This window comes from Haloechinothrix aidingensis, from assembly GCF_013450155.1.
Classification (GTDB): Bacteria; Actinomycetota; Actinomycetes; order Mycobacteriales; family Pseudonocardiaceae; genus Haloechinothrix; species Haloechinothrix aidingensis.
Genome location: NZ_JACCKD010000008.1, coordinates 112,590 through 132,520, shown reverse-complemented (window position 1 = coordinate 132,520; position 19,931 = coordinate 112,590). Strand labels below are relative to the sequence as shown.

The following is a 19,931-nucleotide window of genomic DNA, read 5'->3' as shown; positions in this document are numbered from 1 at the left end:
GTGCACAAACCTCGCACCAGCGGCGACGACCATCTACAGTGGTGGACACGCCATCGCGTGGAGGGCCGAGCGGATGACCGAGACATCAGCAGGGCACCTACCGGAGCAGGTGCGGATCGCGATCGTGGGAAGCGGCTTCTCCGGGCTGGGTATGGCCATACGCCTCAAGCAAGCCGGGATCCACGACTTCGTGGTGCTGGAACGCCGCGAGAGCGTCGGCGGGACGTGGAACGACAACACGTACCCGAACTGCGGTTGCGACGTTCCGTCCCACCTGTACTCCTTCTCGTTCGCGCCGAAACCGGACTGGAGCCGTACCTACTCGAACCAGCCGGAGATCTGGCGCTACCTCGCCGACTGCGCCGAGGAGTTCGGCGTCACCGACTACATCCGGTACGGCGTCGAGGTGCGCTCGGCAGCCTGGGACAGCTCGGCTCTGCGGTGGCAGGTCACCACCGACAGCGGCACGCTGTCCGCCCAGGTGGTGATCAGCGCGATGGGGCCGCTGAACGAGCCCCGTTACCCCGACATCGAGGGGCTGGACAGCTTCCAGGGCACGATGTTCCACTCCGCGCGCTGGAACCACGAGCACGACCTGCGGGGCAAGCGGGTCGCCTCGGTCGGGACAGGCGCATCGGCCATCCAGTACGTCCCGGCGATCGCGCCCGACGTCGAGCAGCTGTACGTCTTCCAGCGCACCGCGCCCTGGGTGGTTCCGCACACCGACCGCCCCCTCACCGAGGTGGAGCGCCGCCTGTACCGCTCGTTCCCTCCGCTGCAGCGGCTGGCCAGGGCGGGCGTCTACGTGGGGCGCGAGCTGATGGTGCCGGGTTTCGTGAAGTACCCGAAGCTGATGCGCGGGCTGGAATGGCTCGCTCTCGGCCACATGCGCCGCCAGCTGCGTGACCCCGAGCTGCGCCGCAAGGCGACCCCGGACTACACGCTCGGGTGCAAGCGAATCCTGCCGTCGAACGCCTGGTACCCGGCCCTCGAGCGGTCCAACGTCGAGCTGGTGACCGGCGGGGTCCGCGAGATCCGCGCGAACTCGGTGGTCGGCTCCGACGGCACCGAGTACCCGGTGGACACGATCGTGTTCGGCACCGGGTTCCACGTCACCGACATGCCAGCGGCGCACCAGGTGTACGGCAGGGCTGGCAGGCGCCTCGACGAGATGTTCCGTGGCAGCCCGCGCGCCTACCTGGGGACGACCTTCGCGGGATTCCCCAACATGTTCATGATGCTGGGACCGAACACCGGCCTCGGCCACACCTCGATGGTCTACATGATCGAGTCCCAGATCAGCTACATCCTCGGTGCGCTACGCGAGATGAACCGGCGCGACGCGCACACCATCGAGGTGCGTGCCGACGTGCAGGAAGGCTTCAACAGCTGGGTCGACAGCAAGATGCAACCGACCGTGTGGCAGACGGGCTGCTCGAGCTGGTACCTGGACAGCACCGGTCGCAACGCCACCCTGTGGCCGGACTGGACGTGGCGGTACCGGCATCGCATGGCGCGCTTCGAACCCAGCGACTACGAGTTCACCGTGCGATCCCCCAGGGAACGAGCAGGGTTCGCAGGCGTGGCGGGCTAGCCGCGCCGGCCGGACGCGAACTCGATGCGTATCACCGACCCGCCAGCATGCCGGTGTGCGAGTCCAGCGCCTCGTCCACGGTCGAGTAACGCTCGACCTGCCCGGCGAAGTTCGCAGCCCGCAGCGCCCGTTCGACGCAGTGCGGGTGCCCCACCAGGCAGAACCGCCCACCACGGGCACGCATCCGGCGGCTCGCGGCCAGGATGCTTTGCACGGCGGTGATGCCGAGGAAGTGCACCCGGGAGACATCCAGCACGACCATGCTCACCGCGCACGACAGTCTCGGCGCGAGCAGCTCGTCCAGCCGCCCGACGGTGGCGGCGTCCACCACCCCCGCAGCCGTGACGACCGCGACATCCTGGGTCGGGTGATCGAGTGAGAGGTCGATGGTGTCAGGCCGCATGGCTGTGCTCCTCCCACGGCTCGGGTGAGGTACACAGTTCCTCTCTACTAGCGACACCCCCGGACGTTCAACCGGTGTGCGGCCACCCACTCAGGGAGTGTCGGCTCACTCGGCGCCGTCGGCCGATGCCTGCCCGACCCCGTAGTCGGGTAGGTCACCACCGCCGTCCCCGTCGCCCCCGTCCGGGCATCCGGTGGCCAGCAGTGCCGTGGCCGCGACGGCGAGAGTGAGCCTGGCGAGCGAGCGTGCGCGTGCTGATGCCGATGTCATGCCCACCGGGTTCCCCGCGGCTACGAACGCCAAACGGGGCGGCGTAGCGGCGGGAACGAGCGGATACTGGGAAGGAGACCGGGCAGATGCATACGGGCGCGGGCCCCCGGGGTATCCGGGCGTCGGGGTGAACGCGCCGGCTGCGGTACGGCGGGAACCACACGGCCGGGGACGACGGCCGAGGGGAGCGAACCATGACAGCCACCGTCACGCTCGGACGGATCGCCGGAGTCCGCATCGGGCTGCACTGGAGCGTGCTCGGGGTCGTCGCGATCCTGGCGGGCGCCGGGTTCGCGCGCTGGCCCGAGGTCGTGCCGGGTTACTCCCCCGTGGCGTATGCCGTGGCCGCCGTCGCTGGTGCCGTGCTGTTCCTGGTGTCGCTGCTGGCGCACGAGCTGAGTCACGCGCTGGTCGCGCGCGGGCACGGCGTCGCGGTGGACGGGATCACGCTGTGGCTGCTCGGCGGTGTCGCGCGGTTGCGCGGCGAGGCGTCCAGCCCGGGGGCGGAGCTCCGCATCGCCGGGGTGGGGCCGCTGGCCAGCGTCGTCGTGGCGGTGCTCTTCGGGCTGCTCGCGTGGGTATCGACGCTTCTCGGCATCACCGGGCTGGTAATCGTCGTGCTGTCCTTCCTCACCCTGATCAACGTCGTGCTCGCGATCTTCAACCTGATCCCGGCCGCACCGCTGGACGGTGGCCGGATCCTGCGCTCGGCCCTGTGGGCGTGGCGAGGGGACCGGTACCGCGCGGCGGTGTGGAGCGCGCGTGCCGGCAAGGGGTTCGGGTTCGGGCTGATCGTGCTCGGCGGTGTATGGGTATTCACAACGGCCGGTCCGGACGGCATCTGGTGGATACTCATCGGCCTGTTCATCGTGACCGTGGCCACCGTCGAGGAGCAGCAGGCTCGGACGAGTGGCGCGCTGGCAGGCGTGCGGGTGCGGGACGCGATGACGTCTCGGCCGTACCGGGTGGATGGCTCCACCGGCGTCACGACGTTCCTCAGCGAACTCGCCCCGGTGCGCAAGCACTCGGCGTTTCCCGTGGTGGACGTCTCTGGCAGGCCGTGCGGTCTTGTCTCCGTCGAGCAGGCCGCGAAGGTCCGCCCGGAGCGCAGGCACGTCACCACGCTCGCCGAGGTCGCGGACTCGCTCGCGGACGTTCCGGTCGTCGGGCCGGACGAGGCGTTGACAGACGTGCTGCCCCGGCTGGACGGCAGCGCGGGCGGGCGGGCGCTCGTCGTCGAGGACGGCGCGCTCGCCGGCATCCTGACCTCGCGTGACGTCAGCGTGATCAGCACGCTGCGAGGTCTCGACGGCAGCGCGGGCGGGCGTGGCGCGGGAACGATATTCCGGCCGGCCGGGTAGGCCGTAGCGACCGGTGTTGGCGAGGAGGCAGGTATGACGGAGTCGTTGCGGTTCCAGGTGGACGGCGCCCTGCTGGAAGGCGATCTCACCGTTCCGGACGGGGTGCTGGGGCTCGTGGTCTTCGCGCACGGTTCGGGCAGTTCACGGCACAGCACCCGGAACAAGGCGGTGGCGCGGCAGCTGCAGGACAGGGGGCTTGCGACGGTGCTGTTCGACCTGCTGCACGCGGAGGAGGAGCGGGAGGACGCCCGGACCGGCCGGTTCCGGTTCGACGTCGCGTTGCTGACCGGGCGGCTGATCCACGTGATCGATCAGGTGTCCACATGCGACCGGGCGCGGAGCCTGCCGCTCGGCCTGTTCGGGGCGAGTACCGGGGCGGCGGTCGCGCTGCTGGCCGCCGCGCGCCGTCCCGACCTGGTCTCGGCTGTGGTCTCCCGTGGCGGGCGCCCCGACCTCGCGGGCGAGGAGGCGCGGCAGGTGCGCGCCCCCACCCTGCTCATCGTCGGTGGGCGGGACGAGCACGTTCTCGAGCTGAACCAGGAGGCCGCGCGCAGGCTCGTCGCGCCACACGAGGTGCGGGTCGTGCCGGGTGCAACGCACCTGTTCGAGGAGGCCGGTGCGCTCGACCAGGTCGCCGAGTGGGCGGGCGAGTGGTTCGTCGGGCACGGCTCGGGCACGCGCGTCGCAGCGGGTTAGCCCGGTGCCTGACCCGGCTCGCGCGGAGGCCGGCCGGGATTGCTGGTGTCGTAGGCGAGTTCCTCGGCGTGCGCGAGCGCCTCGTCGAGGACCCGCTGTTCGCGTTCGTCCAGCTCGGCGCGCAGCTGCGGCCCCGCTGCCCGGATGAGGACGATGAGCCGTTTCGCGATGCCGCGTGCCAGGGTCAGCCGGACCCGGTCGGTGGCCAGCTCGCGCTGCGACTCGGTGATGAGCTTGCGGTAACGGTGATTGAGCTCGGCGTGCCGGTCGAGGAGGTCGAGCGCGCCGCTGACCACGGCGAGCTGCTCCGTGGGTATGCCTGCATCCGTTTGGTCCGTCACGTGCGGCGAGCATACGCCGCCCTTGTGGCCACGGGGTGGCAGGTATCGCCCGGTGACGTGCGGGTGGTGGCACCCGCCTTATGCACGAGCGCTCCGACGTGCGGATACTGGAAGGTGTACCCGGCTCTATGTCGGCCCGGGTACAGGTGAGCGTGTGGAAAGGTGCCAGCAGGTGAAGGTCAGTGTCGATCCCGACGTGTGCGACGCCCGGGGCCAATGCGCTGTCGTCGACAGCGAGCTGTTCACCCTCGACGAGGAGGGCTTCAGCGACATCGGCGAGGGCAAGCCGGTGCCACCCGGCAAGGAGGACGTCGCCGAGCAGGGTGTCGAGATCTGCCCCGTCCAGGCGTTGTCCATCGACGAATAGCCGGTATCGCGGGTGACAGGCGGCGCTCGTCGTGCCTACGACTCGTGTCGGCCCGCTACGAGTTGACGGTCCGGCAGGCGTAGCGGGCGCGTTTTCGTCCCCGCTTTGGGTGCCGCCAGCTGCGCCGTGGCGAATATTCCGGGCGTGGCCTCGTACACGGGAAAGCTCTGCCGTTGCGCCGTGATTGAAGCCCGCCTCCCTCCGGAGTGGCGGTCATCGCATCGCCCGGCCCGGTACCCACAGCCCGCCTGGCGCGCGCAGCCTGCGGCGCGGTGTGCCACGGCTGCTCCTGTTCCCGCGATGTGGATCACGACTGGTTCAACTGGGCCCTGGCGGCGTCGATGATCGCGGAGGAGTCGATCCCCGCGTGGTGCAGCTGCTCGTCCGGCTCGGCCGAGGCCGGCATCGAGGCCACGCCGAGCTTGGTGACGCGGGGTGCGGCGTGCGCGTCGGTGAGCGCGTCGAGTACCGCGTCGCCCAGCCCGCCGGTCGGCCAGTGGTCCTCGACGGTGATCACCCGTCCCGTGCGTGCCGCGGCGTCCCGGACGGTCTCGCCGTCGAGCGGTTTGACCGAGTAGGCGTCGATCACCCGTGCGGGCACACCCTGCTCGGCGAGGTGGTCGGCCGCCTTCAGCGCCTCGTGCACGGTGATCCCCGCCGCGACGATCGCGACCAGGTCGTTCTCGCCCGCGCGGTGCACGCAGCTCCCGCCGACGGGGAAGGATCGCTCGGCTTCGTAGATCACCGGTGTCGCCCCCCGGGTGGTGCGCAGGTAACAGATGCCGGGATGGGCCGCCATCGTCGAGGTCAGATGGGCGGTCTGGTTGGCGTCACAGGGATAGAGCACCGTGCTGCCGTAGATGGGGCGGAACGCGGCGATGTCCTCCAGGCCCATCTGTGATGGGCCGTCCTTGCCGATGGAGACCCCGGCGTGCGACCCGACCAGCTGCAGGTCCGCCCGGCCGACCCCGGCCATCCGGATGAAGTCGTATGCACGCCCGAGGAACGCCGCGAAGGTCGCGACGTACGGTGTCCAGCCGCGGGCCTGCATTCCCACGGCAGCGGCGACCATCTGCTGCTCGGCGATGTAGCACTGGAAGAAGCGGTCGGGATGTGCTCGCGCGAAGTACCCGGCGCGGGTGGAGTCGCTGACCTCGCCGTCGAGGACGACGACATCGGGGAGGGCGTCACCGAGGGCCACCAGCGCCTCCCCGTAGGCGGTACGCGTGGCGACCTCCTGGCCGGGCTCGTAGCTCGGCAGTTTCACCGGCTCGCCCGGCATGGCGTGCCCACCGGCGGGTGCCCGCGCCGGGACATCCACGGTGATCGACCGCCTGCCCCCGAGCTCGGCCACCGCCTCGTCGAGGTCCGGTACCGGTTTGCCGTGGGCGTCCTCGGCGCCTGCGACCGCGCTCACGCCCTTGCCCTTGACGGTACGAGCCAGGATGGCGGTCGGCTCGCCGGACTCCGCGGCCTCGGTGTAGGCCCGGTCGATCTGCTCCGGGTCGTGGCCGTCGACGTCCACCGTGTGCCAGCCGAGCGCTCGCAGCCGCGTCGCGTACACCGTGGTGTCCCACCCGTAGCGGGTGGGACCGCGCTGGCCGAGAGCGTTGACGTCGATGACGGCGGTCAGGTTGTCCAGCCGGTTCTGGCCCGCGTGCTCGAAGGCCTCCCACATCGACCCCTCTGCCAGCTCGCTGTCCCCGCAGAGCACCCACACCCGGTACGGAAGGTGGTCGAGGTATCTGCCTGCCAGGGCGAAGCCGACCCCGATGGGCAGGCCCTGGCCGAGCGAGCCGGTGGCCACGTCCACCCACGGCAGCCGTGGCGTCGGGTGGCCCTCCAGCCTGCTGCCCAGCGTCCGGTAGCTCAGCAGCTCCTCGTCATCGATCGTGCCCGCGGCGGCGAACATCGCGTACAGCAGCGGGGACGCGTGCCCCTTGGAGAAGATCAGGCGGTCGTTGTTCGGCTCGTGCGGATCGGCGAAGTCGTAGCGCAGGTGGCGCGCAAGGAGCACCGCCATGAGGTCCGCTGCCGACAGCCCGGACGTCGCGTGCCCGGACTGCGCCTTGTGGGTGCAACGGACGACATCCACCCGCAGTTGCTGGCCGAGCTCGGAAAGCTCCTGGATCGACGGTTCCGGACCCGACACGATCGCCTCCTTGATGTCCTGCCTTCACGTTCCGTTCCGTCGCCTCGCCCGGCTGGGTCAGGAAGCTCCTGCCGCCGGCGCCGAGTCGGTGAGTACGGAACCGAGGGGGTCTGCGCTGCTCCGTGCGCAGTGCGCGCAGCAGTAGACCGCCTCGGTCGTGTGGACCCCGTGCCCGATGATGCGGCACCGGCAGTGCGCGCAGGTGGGCGCGAGGCGGGTGATCGCGCATTCGAAGGAGTCGAACGTATGGCCGGATCCATCGGGCATGCGCACCTCGAAGGCCTGCTCGAAGTCGTTTCCGCAGGTCTCACACGTAGCCATCGCGGCATCTCCTCTCGCGCGCATGTTCGGCTGGCCACTGGGGGATTCCCACCGGCCCGCGAGATCAAACCGCCTCTACGCCGGGCGAGTGCCGCGCGCCGTATTATCCGGCGGGAGGGACCAGTAGGCTCGCCCATCCGCTGCCGCGCCCGGAGAGCCCGGCCGTGCACGGGGCATGCGATGCCGGGGCCGGTATCGGTCCGGTGTCGGCGTGTCCACGGGGAGGAGGACGCATCGAGGGACAGTTCACGACTCGGGAGCCGCGTGGCCGGCGCACGGGCCTGATCCTGCTCGCCGTGTTCCTGGTCTCCGAGGTGGCGTTCGTCGTCGCCTCCGTGCTCATCGTGGTGCCGTTCGTGCTGTTCGGCGCTCGGGATCAGGGGCTCCCGCCGGGGGCGCTCGTGGCGTCCGTGGTGGTGCCCGCGGTACTCGCGGCCGTGGTCGCGGTGGCCGGTACGGCACTGTTCGCCGGTGGCGACCGTGTGGCACGGGTGCGCCGCGAGCTCGCGGCGCGGTGGAACTGGCGGCACCTCAAGGTGGGACTGGCCATCGGGGCGGTCGGCCTCGTTGTCACGGTGCCTGCCTCGGTCATCTGGGCAGAGACCGTCGGCCGGGATCACGCCAGCTCGGCTGTCGGTGAGGTGTTCGCGGGCCGTCACCTGGGTGTGCTGGCCGGGGTCACCATGTTCGTGGGGGTGTGGCTGGTGGCGCCGCTGTGCGAGGAGCTGATCTTTCGAGGGGTGCTCTGGAGCTCGCTGGAGCACTGGCGGTGGAACCGCTGGCTGATCCTGCTTGTCACCAGCGTCGTGTTCTCCGTGGCGCACCTGGAGGTGCTGCGCAGCCCGCTCCTGCTGGTGCTGTCCATACCGATCGGACTCGCCAGGATGTACACCGGCAACGTGCTGGCCAGCATCGTCACCCACCAGGTGAACAACTTCCTGCCCGCCGTCGCCCTGCTCTTCGCCACGACGGGATGGGTGGACGTCGACGTGTAGGCGGTCTCGCGCCACGCGCCGGTGCGTGCGCCCGGCAGCCTGGTCAGCCCGGTTCGCCGCGCCGCTTGCGGTGCGCTACCCACCCGATATTGATCAGCAGGCCGAGCGCGACGGCGAACAGTACGAGCGCGAACCACAACCACCCGTCCATGCGCAGCGCGACGATGCCGGTGGCCACGCAGAAGAGGATGCCGATACCGGACACCCACAGGCGCAGGGTCAGCGCGCTGTACATCGGGGCCGCTCCGGCCCAGCCCGCGGTCGGGTCGTGATAGTCAGGCAGTCCGCGTGCGTACTCCTCGCGGGAGAGCGGGCGCTGGCGTCGTGCGGTCATACCCCGGGATGCCCCGATACCGTCACCCCGAAACCGCCGGGTGCCCGCCCCGGTTCGCGGGGTTGGTCAGAGGATCGCCAGCGGGGTGGGGGCATCCGGGGGCGGGAACTCCCGGTCCAGCTCACGCAGGTCATCCTCGGTCAGCGCCAGGTCAAGGGCCGCCGCGTTCTGCTCGACGTGCTCCGGGTTGGCCGCCTTCGGGATCGCGCAGACGCCCGGCTGGTGCAGCACCCAGGCCAGTGCCGCCTGCGCGGCCGTGACGCCGTGCCGTTCGGCGACGCGCCGGAGCGTGCCGTTGCCGAGCAGCCTGCCCTGCTCGATCGGCGAGTAGGCCATCACGGGAACGTCCCGGTCGCGGCACTGGGGCAGCAGGTCGTACTCGGGGCCCCTGCGGGAGAGGTTGTACAGGACCTGGTTGGTCACCACCCGGTCGCCGAGTTCCTCCGCCCACAGGTCGGCCAGGTCGGCGGGGTCGAAGTTGCTCACGCCGTAGTGCAGGATCTTGCCGTCCGAGCGGAGCCGCTCGAACGCCTCGAGCGTCTCCTCCAGCGGGACGTTGCCGCGCCAGTGCAGCAGGTACAGCTCGATACGGTCGGTGCCGAGCCGGGTGAGGCTGCGCTCGCACGCCTCGATCGCGCCGTGCTTGCTCGCGTTGTGCGGGAAGACCTTGCTCACCAGGAAGGCTTCGTCGCGCCTGCCGCGGACGGCCTCCGCGATCACCTCCTCGGCCCCGCCGCTGCCGTACATCTCGGCGGTGTCGATCAGCCCGAGCCCCAGGTCCAGCCCGTGCCGCAGCGCACGCGCCTCGCCCGAGCGATGCTCGGAGCGTTCCCCCATACCCCAGGTGCCCTGCCCCAGTACGGGCAGCTGTGCGTCGTCGGTGAGTCGCAGGTACCGCATGCCGTGCTCCGTGTGGTCGATCGATGCGTACGCGGCGCTCCGCGTCGGTCACCGGGAACCCTAAACCCCGGTGGCCGCGTACCCTGTTACCCCGCAGCTCACGCGCCGGAGACGTGGGACGACGCCAAGGCGTCCCGGATGCGGTCGACGATGCCGATTCCCGGATCGATGATCAGGTTGCTCGGCGGCTTGTCCGGCGCCCCCGGATGCGGATGGGTCGGTGCGCTGTCCTTGGCCAGCGCCATCTTGGCGCCGAGCCGGTTGAGGTGATCGGTGCCGCAGGCCGCCTCGAGCTGTGGCAGCATCCGCTCCCGCTCGCTGTCGAAACCCTGCCGCGTGCGGTCGGCCAGCGACCCGAGCAGCTGCTCGAAGCGCGCGTCCGAGGGTGAGGTGCGCTCGAGCTCCTTCATCGCCTCTTCCGCACGCGCGTGCTCGTCGAGCAGCTGGTCGACGAGCACGGACCCGTCGGGGACCCGGTGGCGCACCTCGGGATAGAGGTACTGCTCCGTGACGGTGATGTGCCGGACGAGCGTGGCGATGATGTGATCCACAAGCTGCCTGCGGTACTCCGGGCCGGCCGTGTCCCGTTCCAGCTCCTCGAACAGGCCCTCGATCTCGCGGTGCTCGCCGTGGATGGCCTGGACGAGTTCCTCGTCGCCGTTGGTCGTCGTCATCCTGCGCTCCGTTGTCTCCTGCGCGCTCGGTACGTCACCACCCGGGTACCCGTGTGACGGTCACGACAATCCCGGCCGGGACGGCCCGCACGGGGTGTGATGATGGGCCGTCGCGGGTAATCGCCCTTCGGGGTCGACCGTCATGCCTCGCGAGCACGGCGACTCCACAGAGGATGAACGTCGTGGCTGTCTCCCGGCGGGCCGAAGTCGCCGCGCCCGGTGACGTCAGTGGAAAGGGGTGAGTCCCATGGCACAACTGCGGGTCGAGACGCCGACCACCGTCCCGATCCGGCGGTCGCCGGTGCGGTCGGTAGCGGCGGCGTTCGCGTGCCTGCTTGTCGTGCTCGGTGTGGCTGGGTTCGTTCCCGGACTCACGTCGGACCTGACGCAGCTGAGTGTGGCGGGCCCGGGATCCGGAGCCATGCTGTTCGGCGGCATCCAGGTATCGGTGCTGCACAATCTCGTGAACGCCGCCATCGGCGCGTGGGGCCTGACCGCGATCGACAGGCCGATACCGGCCAGGTCGTTCCTGCTCGGGGCCGGGGTCGTCTACGTGGCGCTGTGGATGTACGGCATGTTCGTCGGGCAGCACTCCGCGGCGAACGTACTGCCCGCCGACGCCGCGGGAACGATCCTGCACGCGGCCCTCGGGCTCGGCATGGTCATCACCGGCCTCTTGCTGGGCAGGGGGACCGGCATGGGGACCGGAAGCAACCTGACGGCCCGGTGACCGCACGCTGCCCTGCGGTCCCGGCGGCTACTGTGCCGGCCCGGATCGGGGAGCGCACCCGGTTGGAGTGGGGCCCGGCCTGCCGCCGTGACCGCCGAACATCGGTACCCGAGCGCAGCGGGGTGTGGTAGACAGGCCCCCACGAACTACTCGGCCGTTCGGGAGGGTCGGTGCGTAGCGAGGACTGGGACGCGAAGTTCGCCGCGAGCGAGCCGCTCTTCTCGGATGCCCCCAACCAGTTCGTCGCGGCCGAGCTGGCGGACGCGCCACCGGGCACCGCGCTGGATGTGGCCGCGGGCCAGGGCCGCAACGCCGTCTGGCTGGCAGAGCAGGGGTGGCGGGTCACGGCCGTCGACTTCTCGCCGGTCGGACTGTCCCGCGCGGAAGCGCTCGCGGCCGAACGCGCGGTCGACCTGAACCTGGTGCGAGCCGACGTCACCGGCTGGCAACCCCCGGCCGCCGCCTTCGACCTGGTGCTGGTCGCGTACCTGCAGATCCCGCACGCCGAGCTGGTTCCGGTGCTGCGGGCCGTCGCCGGCGCGGTCGCCCCCGGTGGCTCCCTGCTCGTCGTCGGCCACGACAGGGACAACCTCACGCACGGGACCGGCGGGCCCCAGGACGAGGGTGTGCTGTACACCGTCGACCTGGTGTCGGGCGCGCTGGACGCGCTGCGCGTGCACCGCGCCGAGCAGGTCACCCGCACCGTCCCCACCGACGACGGCCACCGCACCGCCATCGACACCCTCGTCATGGCCACCACCCCGTAGGGGGTGGAGCCGAATGTCACGTTCGGCTCCTTCTAAGGAACCGAGGTCACCTTCGGCTCCTTCCCGTCGCATCGCCGGGCGGCCGCTCAGGTGGGAGCCCAATGTCACGTTCGGCTCCTTAGAAGAACCAGCGGTCACCTTCGGCTCCCTCCCGCCGGTGTGGTGTGGGCCGGCGCGGCGCGGTACCCGGTGGAGCGGGCGCGCACGGGAGTGCGAGTGTGTCCCTGGCAACGTCACGCCCGGCCGGTATCGCCCTGCCCGACGCGCAGTGTGATACTGCCGGTACGTCTGCGTGCTCACCCGCCGCGCGCCCGGATCCGTGTCGAAGGAGGACCACGTGGCACTCGAACAGCTCCCCGCTGGATCGCAGCGTGATCGCCGCGGCCGTGGCGACGGCGGTGGCGGGGACCCGTCCGGCGGGCTGTTCGGCATGGCGGGCAAGCTCGTCGGCCAGGCGGCACGCACCAGCTACGACCTGGCCAAACGGCTGCCCGGCGCGGAGGCGGCCGAGCGCGAGCTGCACAAGCTCGAGCAGGTGGCACTGACCGAGCTCGGCAAGCGGCTGGACGATGTCACCGACCCCTACCTGGCCCCGCTGCGCAGGCCCGCCGCGGGCCACGGGGACGGCTACGGTACCGCAGGGCCTTCGGCCGGGAGCGGTTTCGGGGGAGCTGCCCTCCCGACGGGCTCGGAGGGCGAGCTCGAGCCGCTCCGGGCGGCCATGGCCGAGCTGCTGAACCGCTCCATCGGCTACACCGAGGACGAGGCGCTGGAGTACCTGTACGCCGTGGTGCTGCGGCAGCTCACGCCCGATGAGGCCCGCATGGTCTCCGCGCTGTCCGACGGGTCCCCGTTCCCCGTCGTGCACGTCGCGGAGCGAAGCGGTGTCAGCGGAACCGGCAACACCGTGCTGCGGAACATGTCGAGCCTGGGCAAGGCGGCCGGGGTCACGCTGCCCGAACTCGTCCCGCACTACGTCACGCGGCTGTGCTCGCTCGATCTGGCCGAACTCAGCGACGAGTCGACCACGTTGCAGACCCAGTACGAGATCCTGCTGGCCGAGGAAGAGGTCCGCACGGCACTGGAAGCGACCAAGCGCCCGAAGGTGACGCGCAACACACTCCGCCTCTCGCGGTTCGGTGCGCGCTTCTGGCAGGCCTGTGACCCCACCGGCTGCCCGAACACGGCGGAGCGCCGCTGAGCGCGGTTCCTGCGCGAATAGCAGAATCCGGTGCATGATCGGTAGCGCTGCGTCGGCATCATCACACGGGTTTCACCATTACCGCAGGTAGCGTGGCCCGGCCACGCGTTCGGGACGGCTGCCGGCGTGCGGTTCTGTTAGGTTGAGATCCGAGGTTTCCCGCTTCCCCGAGTCGTGGAGGAGGTCGATATTCGTCGGCGCGCACCGGGCGGGAGCCACGAAAGTCAGGGTGCGTGCGTGGGGTGCACCCGTGTGTTGGATAGTGCGGTGACATGTCCGGGAACGTAGTAATCGAACAGCCGTCCGTGAGCGATGGCGCGGCCATGTGGCGCCTGGCACGAGATTCGGGGTCGCTGGACCTGAATCCCCCGTATACATACCTGCTCTGTTGTTACCAGTTTCACGATACGTCGGTTGTTGCCCGTTTTGACGGGGAAGTCGTCGGTTTCCTGACGGGTTTCCGCGAGCAGCGCTCGCCGGAGACGGTATTCTTCTGGCAGTTGGCCGTCGACGATTCGCAGCGTGGAACAGGGCTCGCGCGAACGATGGTCGACGCACTGACCACCAGGGTGGTCGAGCAGGACGCCCGGTACATCACGCTGTCCGTCACGCCGGACAATCACGCCTCGAACGCGTTGTTCCGGTCGCTCGCCGAACGCTGGAATGTGCAGCTGACCACCAGTTGGTTGTTCGAGAAGGACGTTTTCCCGAGCGAGACTACGCACGAGCCGGAGGAGCACTTCCGCATCGGCCCGTTCCCCCGGTCGTCGGCGCGATAGGCGGTACGCGCGGCGCCACGGGACAATCGCACTATCGCACAACGAAGAGCAACGTATGGACCACATATAGGAGGATCGCCGACAGGCGACCGGACGGAGTAGTTGTGAGCATTTTCGAGAAGCTTGAATCGCAGGTGCGGAGTTACAGCCGCGGCTGGCCCGTGGTGTTCCACCGGGCGCAAGGCAGCTGGTTGTACACCGAGGACGAGAAACCCTACCTGGACTTCTTCGCCGGGGCGGGTGCCCTCAATTACGGGCACAACAACCCGGTGCTCAAGCAGGCGCTGCTGGACTACATCTCCTCGGACGGCGTGACGCACTCGCTGGACATGCACACCGTCGCCAAGCGCGACTTCCTGAACGCGCTCGACGAGGTCGTGTTCGGTCCGCGTGACCTGCACTACAAGGTGACGTTCCCCGGGCCGGGCGGTGCCAACGCCGTGGAGGCCGCGCTGAAGCTGGCCAGGAAGGTGACCGGTAAGGAAGCGGTCATCAACTTCACCAACGCGTTCCACGGCATGACGCTCGGCGCGCTGTCGGTGACGGGTAACTCGATGAAGCGCGGCGGGGCCGGTATCCCGCTGGTGCACGCCACACCCATGCCGTACGCCAGCTACTTCGGCGGTGCCTACCCGGACTTCCTGTACTTCGAGCGGCTGCTCGACGACTCCGGTAGCGGGTTGAACGAACCGGCCGCGGTCATCGTGGAGACCGTGCAGGGCGAGGGCGGCATCAACGCCGCGGAACTGGACTGGCTGCGCAGTCTCGACGAGATCTGCAAGCGCCGCGAGATCCTCCTGATCGTGGACGACGTGCAGATGGGCTGCGGCCGGACCGGACCGTTCTTCAGCTTCGAGGACGCGGGCATCAAGCCGGACATGATCTGCCTGTCCAAGTCGATCGGCGGGTACGGGCTGCCGCTGGCACTGACGCTGATCCGCCCGGACCTGGACGTGTGGGCCCCCGGCGAGCACAATGGCACGTTCCGCGGCATCAGCCCGGCCTTCGTCACCGCGGCCGAGGCGTTGCGTACTTTCTGGACCGACGACTCCCTGGAGAAGTCCACGAGGGCGAAGGGCGAGCGGGTCGGCGCGGTGCTGACCGAGATCGCCGACGAGCACGCGGATCTGGGTCTGGTCGCCAAGGGGCGCGGGCTCGCTCGCGGGCTGGAGTTCCCCGACGGCGAGACCGCGGACAAGGTGTGTGCCGCCGCGTTCGAGCGCGGCCTGCTCATGGAGACCTCCGGTCCCGACGGGGAGGTGGCCAAGCTCCTGCCGCCGTTGACGGTGACCGACGACGAGGTGGAGCACGGCCTCGGGATAATCAAGGAGTCGGTGGCCGCGACGCTGCGCTGAGCCGACGGCCGCACCGGTACGTCCACAGGTGGCGACAACGACAGAAGGAGACCGAGAAGTGATCGTCCGTACCCTCGACGAGATCACCGACACCGAGGCCGACATCAAGACGCCGAACTGGCGCAGCAAGCGCATCGTGCTGGCCAAGGAGAAGGTCGGGTTCTCGTTGCACGAGACCACGCTCTACCCCGGAACGGTCAACGATTTTTGGTACGCTAACCATATCGAGGCCGTGTTGATTGTCGAGGGTGAGGGCGAGCTCACCGACAAGGAAACCGGCGAGACCTACCCGTTGCGGCCGGGCTCGATGTACCTGCTGAACGAGCACGAGAAGCACCAGGTCCGCCCGACGACGCAGATGCGGGCGGTGTGCGTGTTCAACCCGCCGGTGACGGGTAAGGAGGTGCACGACGAGAACGGCGTGTACCCGCTCGTCGTCGAGGACGGCGAGGACGAGGTCTCTGCCTGAGTACAGCGCATAAGCGCATACAAGTACCCGAAAGCGGGTACACAACCGAATAGCGTTAGCACTCGCACCGCCCCGGTCGGCCTCAGCGCTGCCCGGGGCAGTGGACTTTCGTGACCCGACCGAGGAAAGGAAGCACATAACCTGACGCGAGGAGGCTACTGGGATGATGCTCACGGGAACGCGAGTCGCGGACGCTTACCCGACCCGAACCGCCGGTGAGCGTGAACCGTTCGATCGGACCCATCCTGCCGTCTGGGGAACGGAACAGGACGGTCCACTCGATGCCGCCACGCTGGCGTCGCACGAGTCCAACGGGTTTTCCGTCGTCGAGCAGCTGCTCTCCCCGGCGGAGGTGCAGGGTTACTGGCAGGAGCTGACCCGGCTGTCGAACGACCAGGAGCTCGCCGGTGACGAGCGAGTGGTCACCGAGAAGAAGTCCGGGGAGGTGCGCTCGGTCTTCGAGGTGCACAGGCTGAGCGAGCTCATCACCGAGCTCGTACACGACTCCCGGGTGCTGGACCGTGCGCGCCAGATCCTCGGCGACGACGTCTACGTCCACCAGTGCCGGGTCAACTATATGCCCGGTTTCGAAGGCGCGGGCTTCTACTGGCACTCGGACTTCGAGACCTGGCACGCCGAGGACGGCATGCCGGTACCCCGCGCGGTGAGCTGCTCGATCGCGCTCACCGACAACTACCCGTTCAACGGGGGTCTGATGGTCATGCCCGGATCGCACCGTGTTTTCGTGCCGTGTGCCGGCGAGACCCCGCGTAACCACTACCGGGACTCGCTGCGGGAGCAGGAGATCGGTGTGCCGAGCAAGCACGAGATCACGAAGCTTGCCGCCGAGTACGGTATCGAGCAGTTCACCGGCCAGGCTGGATCCGCCCTGTGGTTCGACTCGAACGTGATGCACGGTTCGGGCAACAACATCACCCCGTACCCGCGTTCGAACATCTTCATCGTGTTCAACAGCGTGACCAACGCCCTCGTCGAGCCGTTCGCCGCCGACGAGCCGCGGCCGAACTTCATCGCGAACCGGGACTTCACTCCACTGTCCCGCTGATGTCCCGCGCGGCCCGGCCGGGCTTGTGTTTTGGGCCACGCGTGATGCGGCGAGTGACTAGGCTGTCCGCCGTGGGTGCCGTGGGGCGCTGATCCACCAGCAGGCGCCCCACGGCGACGCGGTACCAAACCCCGCTCACCAGCGCGGGTACAGGAGGCGGACGTGGGCACCAGGGACGGGGCGGAACGCGACCGCGTGCCCGCCCCGGCCGGTGGCGGGCTGTGGGTCCAGCTCCTCGGCCCGGTCACGTTGCTTGTCGATCAGCGTCCGGTCGCGGTGGGCGGGCCCGGCGCGCGCGGCGTGCTCGCACTCCTCGCGCTCAACGCCAATCAGGTGCTCGCGCAGGGCGAGATCATCGACGCGCTGTGGGGGCACGATCCGCCCGCGACGGCTCGCACCATCGTGCACGGTCACGTATCCAGCCTGCGCCGCACCTTGGCCAGGGCACAGGAAGCCGTCCCGGAGGCTGTGCCCCGCGTCGAATTACGCACGGTATCGCCCGGTTACCAGCTGATGATCGACGAGCAGCGGGTGGACGCGCACCGGGCGCGGGCGTTGCTCGAACGGTCCGAGCGGATGGCGCCTGCCCGCCGCGCCGGGGTGCTCGCCGACGCGATCGCGCTCTGGCGGGGGCCGGTACTGGCCGACGTCGGCGAGTTCATCACGGCGCCGGACCTCGAGGAGCTGCGCCTGGCGATCCACGGCGCCAGGATCGATGCCGAGCTCGAACTCGGCAGGCATTCCGAGTCGATCGCGGAGATCGGCGCCCTGGTGCGGGAGAACCCGCACTCCGAGCGGTTCACCGGGCAGCTGGTGCGCGCCCTGTATCACTCGGGGCGCAGGGCCGACGCTCTCGACGCGTACCACAATTTCTCCAGGCGCCTGGTCAGGGAGCTCGGCATAGAACCCGGCCCGGGATTGCGCGAGCTGCACGGCCGCGTGCTGGCCGACGACCTCGACGCAGGTGACAAGGACGACGAAGACCGGGCGCGGCACGTGGCACCCATGCAACTGCCGCCCGCGATCCCGGCGCTGGCCGGACGAGCCGCGGCGTTCGAGTGGCTGGACGACCTGCTGGCGCGGGCGGGCAGCAACAGCCACGTCGTCGGTATCGTCTCGGGCACAGCGGGTGTCGGCAAGAGCGCGCTCGTGCTGTCCTGGGCGCACCGTGTCGCGGAACGGTTCCCCGACGGGGTGCTGTATGCGGGCCTGTGCGGTTTCGACCCGAACCACCCGCCGCGCGACCCCGTCGAGGTACTGGCCCAGTTGCTGAATGGTCTCGGAGTTCGCTCCTCGGAGCTTCCGGAGACGGTGGACGAGCGGGCGGGCCTGTACCGGTCGTTGCTCGCCGGTCGCAGGGTTCTCGTGGTGCTCGACGACGCGCGCACCGCAGCGCAGGTGCGCCCGTTGCTGGCCCCTGCCGCGGGGGCGGTCACGGTGGTGACCTCCCGGGCACGGTTGGACGATCTCGCGGTGTCCGCCGCCGCCAGGCTGCTGACGCTGAGCACGCTGCGGCATTGCGACGCGGCGCGCGTGATCACCGAGCTGACCGACGATCGGCCGGAGCTGGCCGAGCTCTCCGGTACGCTCGCCGAGCTGTGCGGGTACCTGCCGCTCGCGCTTCGCATCGTCGGTGCCCGGCTGGCCGGGCGCCCGCCGGGTGCGGCGCACGAGCTCATCGGTGCACTGCACGACGAGCGAACCAGGCTCGGCGCGCTCGAGCTGGACAGCACGGGAGCCGACGAGGCCCCCATCGGGGTGCGTGCCGCGCTGGACGTCTCGGTGGCGGAGCTCAGCGCGACCGAGGCGGAGACGCTGTGCGCGCTCGGCGTCTTTCCCGGCGGCGCCGTGCGTCCGCACCTCGTCGCCGCGCTGTGCGTGATCGACGTCAGCGAGGCGCGCAGGAGGTTGCGGGGGCTTGCCGCGCAGAACCTGCTCACCGAGAGTGCCCCGGACACCTTCGTCGCTCACGACCTGGTCCGTGCTTACGCCGCCGAGCTGGCACGCCACGGGGAGGACGACTCCGGCTGCGTGCTGCTGACCCGCGCGCTGGACTACTACCTGGCTGTCGCCGACACCGCACGGCGGTCTCTCGGGACGGTCGTCGATGGGCTGGACTGCCGTCACCGGGTCCCGGCCGAGGCGGTCCCGGATGTCGACGGCTTCGACCGCGCGCTGGACTGGTTCGCCGCGGAATGGCCGAACGTGCTGGCCATGGTCCGCCGGGGCCTGGCGGCCGGCCGTGTGGCCGAGGTCTGGCAGCTCGCGCGGCTGGCTCACCCGTACCGGGTGAACCGGCCGCACTGGGACGACTGGATCGCCCTCGTCGACACGGGCCTGAGCGCGGCGCGGGAGGCGGCGGATCAGCACGCGCTGTTCTGGATGCTGATCTCGCGCTGCGCCGCACGGTTGATCTTCGAACGGCTGGACGGCCTGCTCGACGATGCCGAGCGGGCACTGGAGATCGCCGAGCGGCTCGGTGAACGCTCGCTCGAGGTGACGGCACGTATCCACAGGGGCTGCGCGCTGACCTCGCTCGGCAGGCACTCGGAGGCGTTCGCCGCGCAGCTGGCGGCGCTCGCCGAAGCGGAGAGTATCGGTGATGAGACCCTGCGCGTCCAGGCGATGCACAACTACGCCGAGGCGCAGAAGCGAGCCGGTGGCTACTCCGAGGCGATCGAGTTCCAGAGCAGGGCATTCGAGATGTACGCGCGGCTGGGCCTGCACGGGGATGTGATCCGGGGGCTGGCGAACCTGGCGGAGATGAAGCTGTACGCGGGCGATCTCGTGGAGGCGGAGCGGACCGCGCGCGACACCATCGAGCTGGCGGCCGAGCGGGACTTCACCTTGCAGGAGGGGGTGGGCAGGCTGATCCTCGGCCGCGTGCTGCGCTCGCGCGGTGACCTGGACGGCGCCTGCACCGAGCTGGCCGCGGCGCTGGAGCTGCACGAGCTGGTGGGTGACGCGCACGTGGACGATCTCCGCGCCGAGCTGAAACGGGTGCGAGCCGAGTTCGGTGCGCCGAGCCGGGAACCGCGCGGGCCTTAGCGTGGTCTTAGTGGCGCGGGCTGCGGCGACGCTAGCCTGCACGGGGTGGCGCGGGTGATCGCTGCGACGCGGCGCAGCGCCGCGGCCCGGTACTCGGATGGCCTGCTG

Annotated in this window: 21 protein-coding genes; 13 read left to right on the top strand and 8 right to left on the bottom strand. The window is 70.0% G+C overall.

Features of this window, described 5'->3' with window-relative positions:
* Nucleotides 1-73 precede the first annotated feature (73 nt).
* On the top strand, nucleotides 74-1,594 hold the full coding sequence (locus H0B56_RS19665) for a flavin-containing monooxygenase (protein ID WP_180894578.1): 1,521 nt from the start codon (nucleotides 74-76) through the stop codon (nucleotides 1,592-1,594).
* 31 nt (nucleotides 1,595-1,625) lie between these two features.
* On the opposite strand, the gene H0B56_RS19660 is transcribed toward H0B56_RS19665, so the two are convergent.
* Nucleotides 1,626-1,997 carry an STAS domain-containing protein gene (locus H0B56_RS19660; protein ID WP_180894577.1) on the bottom strand — a complete coding sequence of 124 codons (372 nt, stop codon included), beginning with the start codon at nucleotides 1,995-1,997 and terminating at the stop codon, nucleotides 1,626-1,628.
* A 105-nt stretch (nucleotides 1,998-2,102) separates the two neighbouring features.
* The gene (locus tag H0B56_RS19655; RefSeq protein ID WP_180894576.1) at nucleotides 2,103-2,267 is read right to left on the bottom strand and encodes a hypothetical protein; all 165 of its coding nucleotides are present in this window, start codon (nucleotides 2,265-2,267) and stop codon (nucleotides 2,103-2,105) included.
* A gap of 194 nt (nucleotides 2,268-2,461) precedes the next feature.
* Here H0B56_RS19655 and H0B56_RS19650 point away from each other — a divergent pair, with 194 nt between their 5' ends.
* Together H0B56_RS19650 and H0B56_RS19645 are read left to right on the top strand one after the other, a co-directional pair.
* Nucleotides 2,462-3,628 (top strand): site-2 protease family protein, encoded by a 1,167-nt coding sequence (locus H0B56_RS19650; protein ID WP_180894575.1) that lies wholly within the window; start codon nucleotides 2,462-2,464, stop codon nucleotides 3,626-3,628.
* 33 nt (nucleotides 3,629-3,661) lie between these two features.
* Nucleotides 3,662-4,324, top strand: coding sequence for a dienelactone hydrolase family protein (locus tag H0B56_RS19645; protein ID WP_180894574.1), 663 nt, complete (start codon nucleotides 3,662-3,664; stop codon nucleotides 4,322-4,324).
* Here H0B56_RS19645 and H0B56_RS19640 read toward each other — a convergent pair.
* Nucleotides 4,321-4,665, bottom strand: a complete 345-nt coding sequence (locus H0B56_RS19640; RefSeq protein WP_180894573.1) for a hypothetical protein — start codon at nucleotides 4,663-4,665, stop codon at nucleotides 4,321-4,323. The genes H0B56_RS19645 and H0B56_RS19640 overlap by 4 nt on opposite strands.
* Nucleotides 4,666-4,837: 172 nt before the next feature.
* Here H0B56_RS19640 and H0B56_RS23550 point away from each other — a divergent pair, with 172 nt between their 5' ends.
* Nucleotides 4,838-5,032 carry a ferredoxin gene (locus H0B56_RS23550; protein ID WP_219632942.1) on the top strand — a complete coding sequence of 65 codons (195 nt, stop codon included), beginning with the start codon at nucleotides 4,838-4,840 and terminating at the stop codon, nucleotides 5,030-5,032.
* A 307-nt stretch (nucleotides 5,033-5,339) separates the two neighbouring features.
* On the opposite strand, the gene H0B56_RS19630 is transcribed toward H0B56_RS23550, so the two are convergent.
* Together H0B56_RS19630 and H0B56_RS19625 are read right to left on the bottom strand one after the other, a co-directional pair.
* Complete coding sequence (locus tag H0B56_RS19630; protein WP_343063970.1) at nucleotides 5,340-7,184, bottom strand: transketolase; 1,845 nt, start codon at nucleotides 7,182-7,184, stop codon at nucleotides 5,340-5,342.
* A 57-nt stretch (nucleotides 7,185-7,241) separates the two neighbouring features.
* The gene (locus tag H0B56_RS19625; protein WP_180894571.1) at nucleotides 7,242-7,505 is read right to left on the bottom strand and encodes a Prokaryotic metallothionein; all 264 of its coding nucleotides are present in this window, start codon (nucleotides 7,503-7,505) and stop codon (nucleotides 7,242-7,244) included.
* A 164-nt stretch (nucleotides 7,506-7,669) separates the two neighbouring features.
* Between H0B56_RS19625 and H0B56_RS19620 the strand changes: the two genes are divergently transcribed.
* Nucleotides 7,670-8,500, top strand: coding sequence for a CPBP family intramembrane glutamic endopeptidase (locus H0B56_RS19620; RefSeq protein WP_343063969.1), 831 nt, complete (start codon nucleotides 7,670-7,672; stop codon nucleotides 8,498-8,500).
* 43 nt (nucleotides 8,501-8,543) lie between these two features.
* Here H0B56_RS19620 and H0B56_RS19615 read toward each other — a convergent pair whose 3' ends face one another.
* From H0B56_RS19615 to H0B56_RS19605, 3 genes are all read right to left on the bottom strand, one after another.
* Nucleotides 8,544-8,834 carry a hypothetical protein gene (locus H0B56_RS19615; RefSeq protein WP_180894570.1) on the bottom strand — a complete coding sequence of 97 codons (291 nt, stop codon included), beginning with the start codon at nucleotides 8,832-8,834 and terminating at the stop codon, nucleotides 8,544-8,546.
* A gap of 66 nt (nucleotides 8,835-8,900) precedes the next feature.
* Nucleotides 8,901-9,734 (bottom strand): aldo/keto reductase, encoded by an 834-nt coding sequence (locus tag H0B56_RS19610; protein WP_180894569.1) that lies wholly within the window; start codon nucleotides 9,732-9,734, stop codon nucleotides 8,901-8,903.
* A gap of 98 nt (nucleotides 9,735-9,832) precedes the next feature.
* The gene (locus tag H0B56_RS19605) at nucleotides 9,833-10,408 is read right to left on the bottom strand and encodes a hemerythrin domain-containing protein (RefSeq protein WP_180894568.1); all 576 of its coding nucleotides are present in this window, start codon (nucleotides 10,406-10,408) and stop codon (nucleotides 9,833-9,835) included.
* A gap of 247 nt (nucleotides 10,409-10,655) precedes the next feature.
* On the opposite strand from H0B56_RS19605, the gene H0B56_RS19600 reads away from it, so the two are divergent.
* The 8 genes from H0B56_RS19600 (at nucleotide 10,656) to H0B56_RS19565 (ending at nucleotide 19,823) form a co-directional block, all read left to right on the top strand.
* Nucleotides 10,656-11,138, top strand: a complete 483-nt coding sequence (locus H0B56_RS19600; protein WP_180894567.1) for a DUF4383 domain-containing protein — start codon at nucleotides 10,656-10,658, stop codon at nucleotides 11,136-11,138.
* Nucleotides 11,139-11,308: 170 nt separating this feature from the next.
* Nucleotides 11,309-11,905: a methyltransferase domain-containing protein gene (locus H0B56_RS19595; protein ID WP_180894566.1), complete on the top strand. Its 597-nt coding sequence runs from the start codon at nucleotides 11,309-11,311 to the stop codon at nucleotides 11,903-11,905.
* Nucleotides 11,906-12,242: 337 nt separating this feature from the next.
* On the top strand, nucleotides 12,243-13,106 hold the full coding sequence (locus H0B56_RS19590; RefSeq protein ID WP_343063968.1) for an Abi-alpha family protein: 864 nt from the start codon (nucleotides 12,243-12,245) through the stop codon (nucleotides 13,104-13,106).
* A 272-nt stretch (nucleotides 13,107-13,378) separates the two neighbouring features.
* Nucleotides 13,379-13,885: a diaminobutyrate acetyltransferase gene (gene ectA, locus H0B56_RS19585; protein ID WP_180894565.1), complete on the top strand. Its 507-nt coding sequence runs from the start codon at nucleotides 13,379-13,381 to the stop codon at nucleotides 13,883-13,885.
* A 104-nt stretch (nucleotides 13,886-13,989) separates the two neighbouring features.
* Nucleotides 13,990-15,240: a diaminobutyrate--2-oxoglutarate transaminase gene (ectB, locus tag H0B56_RS19580; protein WP_180894564.1), complete on the top strand. Its 1,251-nt coding sequence runs from the start codon at nucleotides 13,990-13,992 to the stop codon at nucleotides 15,238-15,240.
* A 58-nt stretch (nucleotides 15,241-15,298) separates the two neighbouring features.
* Nucleotides 15,299-15,709 carry an ectoine synthase gene (locus tag H0B56_RS19575; RefSeq protein WP_180894563.1) on the top strand — a complete coding sequence of 137 codons (411 nt, stop codon included), beginning with the start codon at nucleotides 15,299-15,301 and terminating at the stop codon, nucleotides 15,707-15,709.
* Nucleotides 15,710-15,872: 163 nt separating this feature from the next.
* The gene (thpD, locus tag H0B56_RS19570) at nucleotides 15,873-16,775 is read left to right on the top strand and encodes an ectoine hydroxylase (RefSeq protein WP_180894562.1); all 903 of its coding nucleotides are present in this window, start codon (nucleotides 15,873-15,875) and stop codon (nucleotides 16,773-16,775) included.
* Nucleotides 16,776-16,937: 162 nt separating this feature from the next.
* Complete coding sequence (locus tag H0B56_RS19565) at nucleotides 16,938-19,823, top strand: AfsR/SARP family transcriptional regulator (protein WP_343063967.1); 2,886 nt, start codon at nucleotides 16,938-16,940, stop codon at nucleotides 19,821-19,823.
* The last annotated feature ends 108 nt before the right edge of the window (nucleotides 19,824-19,931 follow it).